This is a genomic window from Sporolactobacillus inulinus (assembly GCF_006539285.1).
In the GTDB taxonomy this organism is placed as follows: Bacteria; Bacillota; Bacilli; order Bacillales; family Sporolactobacillaceae; genus Sporolactobacillus; species Sporolactobacillus inulinus.
In genome coordinates, this window is sequence record NZ_BJMS01000149.1 from 1 (window position 1) to 4,865 (window position 4,865).

General features: G+C 35.7%; 3 protein-coding genes and 1 pseudogene. 1 reads left to right on the forward strand and 3 read right to left on the reverse strand.

Annotation, left to right across the window (positions count from 1 at the left end):
* Positions 1-361 precede the first annotated feature (361 nt).
* Both SIN01_RS13980 and SIN01_RS13985 read right to left on the reverse strand, forming a co-directional pair.
* Positions 362-1,171 (reverse strand): annotated as a pseudogene (locus tag SIN01_RS13980) (transposase); the annotation flags it as partial.
* Positions 1,172-1,312: 141 nt separating this feature from the next.
* Positions 1,313-3,490: a copper-translocating P-type ATPase gene (locus SIN01_RS13985; RefSeq protein WP_141306143.1), complete on the reverse strand. Its 2,178-nt coding sequence runs from the start codon at positions 3,488-3,490 to the stop codon at positions 1,313-1,315.
* A gap of 241 nt (positions 3,491-3,731) precedes the next feature.
* On the opposite strand from SIN01_RS13985, the gene SIN01_RS13990 reads away from it, so the two are divergent.
* Entirely contained in the window at positions 3,732-4,058 is a 327-nt protein-coding gene (locus SIN01_RS13990; protein ID WP_141306144.1) for a four-helix bundle copper-binding protein, read from the forward strand.
* Positions 4,059-4,147: 89 nt separating this feature from the next.
* Here the strand turns inward: SIN01_RS13990 and SIN01_RS13995 are convergent.
* A partial coding sequence (locus SIN01_RS13995; RefSeq protein ID WP_244935263.1) for a DNA topoisomerase occupies positions 4,148-4,865 on the reverse strand: 718 nt, incomplete at its 5' end.

Consider the following 4,865-nt stretch of genomic DNA (forward strand, 5'->3'; position numbering starts at 1 on the left):
TCCTTTCGTTAATCCTTAGTTTAACTAAAATGTGTCCGTAAAACTATCCTAACATCAGTATGAAAGTGCAATAAGAACAATTGGAATAGGAATGAGAAATCCTAACACAAACAATATCATTCCTTCGCCTATCACTAATTTTATTAAAACAATGTATAGAAATAAAGGCAAGTCTATAAGTAGCCAACGTAACAGTGCATATGCAATAACAAGGTTTTTAAACTACATAATCAATCAGATAAAGCAGAAGGATAGTTATTTTATGCATTTAGAAAATGAGGGGATAAGTGGATTAGGGCTGATTCATGGTTCTAAATATATTTCAAGCTTATCTTTACGAGCAAGGGCTGGGGAACTTTCCCAATCGTTCTTCACTCATGGCAATGTGTGTTTTATAACCAAAGAAAGAAGTATCAGCCGATTTATGCCCTTTTCGGGCATCCGGATCATCGGAAGAAGGCAGGTGCTCCTCGTGATCTTCCACCAGTTCTTTTAAGTAATTAAGCTTTTCTTTTACCTTAGGATAGTGGGAGACAGCTTCTGCTTGATTCACCACTTCAATAAGTTGTTTATTATATTGGAGCTCATCAACTAGATCCTCCGTAACGTTCTTCGAAGGAAATTTCTCTTTCATATGCTCGTCCACCTGGTAAACAGCTTTACGTAACAGCTTTGATTTTTCTCTCAGAAATTCAACAGGTGACTTCTGGTTAAAGCGTGCTTGTGTATGGGTGGCATCAACGATAATGGAATTACTCGCAATAAGATCTTTTTCCAGAGCTAACTCCACTGATTTCTGAATTAACATATCCAGTAACTGTGTATCCTTTAGGCGTAATTTCCGGAACTTGGTTAATGTGCTTGAATGAATAACTGGGTCTTCTGGTGCCATCTCTAAAAAATATTTGAAAGACATATCATATTTCGAACGCTCGACGACATCAACATCAGACAAATCGAAGATTGTCTTGAGTAGTAGGTATTTAAACAGACGAATAGGAGGCACAGCGTTTCGACCGTTGTCCAAACAATATTTATCTCTTAGTTCTTCTAAAATAAAAGAGAAGTCCACCAGTTCATTTATTTGACGAAGCATATTGTCTTTGGGTACCACCAAATCATATATTGCCATAAAGGGACTAAGATTAAGTGACTGTTGATCAGAAATCATATGTACCACCACCACTAAAAAATGTTACCTCCATTATACATGAAAATAAAAACGAGGGTTTTCTCGATTTCATCGAGAAAACCCTCGTAAATTAGAATTTGGACTTTTTCAGTGGCCTCCTATTTCATCCTGTCTTTTTTCTTAATCAATCTTCAACAATTGGGCATTGATCGCACAAATAATGGTACTTAGGGACATCACCACTGCCCCAATTGCAGGAGTTATCACAATGCCTATACTATACAAAACACCAGCTGCTAGGGGAATAGCAACAATATTATACCCAGCAGCCCATCCTAAGTTCTGCACCATTTTTCTACGACTTGCTTTAGACAGCTTAATAATATTTAGGATATCTACTGGGTTACTATTTACTAGTACAACATCAGCTGTTTCTATTGCAACATCCGTACCAGCACCTATTGCAATACCTAAATCTGCCTCAGCTAAGGCAGGCGCATCATTAATTCCGTCGCCTATCATGGCAACTTTTTTGCCACCTTGTTTTAAGTGCTTCACATTATTTGACTTTTCATGTGGTAAAACTTCTGCAATCACTTTTGAAATCCCAAGTTTTTCACCTACATAATTTGCTACTCGGCTATTGTCTCCAGTCATCATTACTGTTTCTATACCAAGATCATTCAATTCTTTAATTACTGTGTAAGAAGATTCTCTGATAATATCTGCTAAGGCTATCATTCCTTGCAATACATTATCCTTAAGTACAAAAACAACTGTTTTCCCTTGTTGTGCTAATTTTTCATATGTCTTTTCATCAAAAGAAATCTTATTCGCTCTCATAGCTCCAGGGCTAATAACTGCGATTTCTGAGCCATTTACGTTGGCAGTTAATCCTTTACCAGTTAAATTTTTATAATCTGTTACATTATAGGATTCTATGTTTCGTTCTTTTCCTTCTTTCACAATTCCTTTTGCAATTGGATGATCCGATTGCGTTTCAACAGAGTAAGCTAATTTTAACAATTCTTCTTCACTTACACCATTGCTGGGATGAATATCGGTCACACCGAAGTTTCCCTCAGTCAAAGTACCAGTTTTATCAAAAACGATACGATCTACTTTCCAAGCACTTTCAAATTGGGTCCGATTGCGAATTAACAATCCTTTTTTTGCAGCAATTGATGTAGATCTTGAAGTAACCAATGGACCTGCTAGACCTAGTGCATGTGGACAAGCAATAATCAAGACCGTAACCATTCTCTCTAAAGCAAATTCAAAATCACCTGTGGTCATCCAATAAGCTAACGTAACAATTCCTGTAACTACCGCAACATAAAACAGCCATTTTGCTGCAACATCCGCAAATCCTTGCGCTTTCGATTTCGTTTTTTCCGCATCACTTACCAATTGAATTACTTGAGACAGGTAAGTATCATTCCCTGTCTTATTAACTTTGATTTTTAATACACCTTCGCCATTAACTGCACCACCAATTGCATCCATTCCAGGTCCTTTTTCTACTGGAACCGATTCTCCAGTGAGCATGGATTCATCAACTGTTGATTCCCCTTCAAATATTTCACCATCTAGTGGAATCTTTTCTCCGGATTTAACTAATATGTGGTCTCCTGGAACTAAATCCTCTACAGAAACTTCTACAATGTTGCCAGAGGCATTAATTTTATGTGCTTCTTTTGGCATAAGTTTTATTAACTCTTCTAACGCTTTTGAAGCACCCATGATAGACTTCATTTCAATCCAATGTCCTAGCAACATAATGACGATTAATGTAGCCAATTCAAAAAAGAAGTCACTACCTTCAATAAAGAAGGCTGTTAATGAACTATATATATAAGCTGTAACAATAGCTAAAGAAATTAACATCATCATTCCAGGCGTTTTTGCTTTTACTTCATCCCATGCACCTTGCAAGAAAGGTTTACCACCATAGAAAAAGACTATCGTTGAAAGCAAGAATAATAGTAAAGTGTCCCCAGTAAAGTTAACTTCATATCCAAAAAGCATTTGTATCATTTCCGACAAATAAGAAATTGGTATAGCCAGAACTAAGGATACCCAGAATCGCTTTTTAAAGTCCTCAATCATATGTTCATGGTGACCTGCATGGCCGCCTCCATGTCCTCCGTGATGGTGGTGATCATGTTTGTTGTGGTTATGGTTTTCATGTCCTTCATGCGAACTGTGTTCATGGTGGGCATGTTCATGTTGATTATGATGCATGTGTCCCCCATGTTCGCTACCATTGTGATGTTCATGTTTGCTGTGATTGTGTGTCTCTTGTTTTTCATGTCCACTATGATGTTGCTTACCCTTTCCGTTACCATGCTTTTCCATTGTTTTCACCCCTTTAATCATCTTAGTTTGAGAAGATTTTGTGTACTTTATTCCATCTCCTTATTTCAATCACATCATACTATACCATACTATACCCCCATTCGGTATAAAATAAACTTAAGTAATATATTACGAATCTGTGCAGTTTTTGTGCAGTTCGTCGGTTTTAGTTTTAATGGAAGAAATAATGGGAATATTATAATGTGCGGAATTAAAATAATATAATTTGGAGGATTTGATTATGTCACATGAACAACATCAAGAATTGCTGCAAACCTTACATGAATGCATGGTGGAATGTAATCATTGTTACAGTGCGTGTTTAAAGGAAGATGATATTAAAATGATGGCTGAATGCATACGGTTGGACAGAGAGTGCGCAGACATGTGTAACTATTTAGAACAGGCGATTTCAAGAGGTACACCGTTTATTTCTGAGTTAGCTTCCGTTTGTGCTAAAATTTGTGAAGCATGTGGAAATGAATGCAAAAAACATGATCATGAACACTGTCAGAAATGTGCTGATGCCTGCTTTAATTGTGCAGAAGCATGTAAAAATGTTGCTTAAGAACATTCATTATATAAAAAAGGTTGCTCAAAGCAGGTTATTTAATTCCTTGAGCAACTTTCTTCTTTTTATTACAAATCGTGTTAATTTCAACTTCCTTTTTTTACCTCTTGCTTTTTAAGAAACTCCATCTTCCAACTAAAATATTCGTTATCAGAATTTTTTTCATATCGTAAATAAGCATCAAACTTATTGCCTTTTTTACTTGTTAGTCCTTTAACCAAAACGACTCCGTTTTTTAAAAAGCTTTTTACCATTGTTTTTGTTGGTTTCTTTTTCATCGAAGCTAAAAATTTATCATTCTTCCAAATAACAAATTTACAGCCATTTTTCCAGTTACTACATCCAAAGCCTTTCTGTCCCTCAATAATTCCATGCCCACAAAGAGGACATTTTCCTAGAACTTCAATAGTTTTCTTTTCATTTGAAACTTCATTAATTATGATGTCTTTTTCATTTTTAATTGTTTTTACAGAATCGGTTGTAAAATCAAAAATTAAATTCAAGAAACTTTCCTTTGTAAACTTTTGCTTTTCGATATCAGACAATGTTTTTTCCAATCTACCAGTGAATTCTAAATCAAATAATTCCTTTACTGGCAATGTTTCAACTAATTTTCTGCCCAGTTCTGTACAAATTAAATTTTTATTTTGAGTAGCAATATAGCCGACATCTTTTAGCTTTTTTATTGTTTCAGCTCTTGTAGCTGGTGTACCAATGCTATAACCACTTAAAATGGCAGCCATCATTTCTTCACTGTCTTCATCCTCTTTGTCTTTACTCTTGCCGCAAGTTTCCATTACTCTT

Excerpts from the sequence above, each read along its gene's own strand:
- SIN01_RS13985 (WP_141306143.1), bottom strand. The coding sequence starts at position 3,490 with ATGGAAAAGCATGGTAACGGAAAGGGTAAGCAACATCATAGTGGACAT.
- SIN01_RS13990 (WP_141306144.1), top strand. The coding sequence starts at position 3,732 with ATGTCACATGAACAACATCAAGAATTGCTGCAAACCTTACATGAATGC.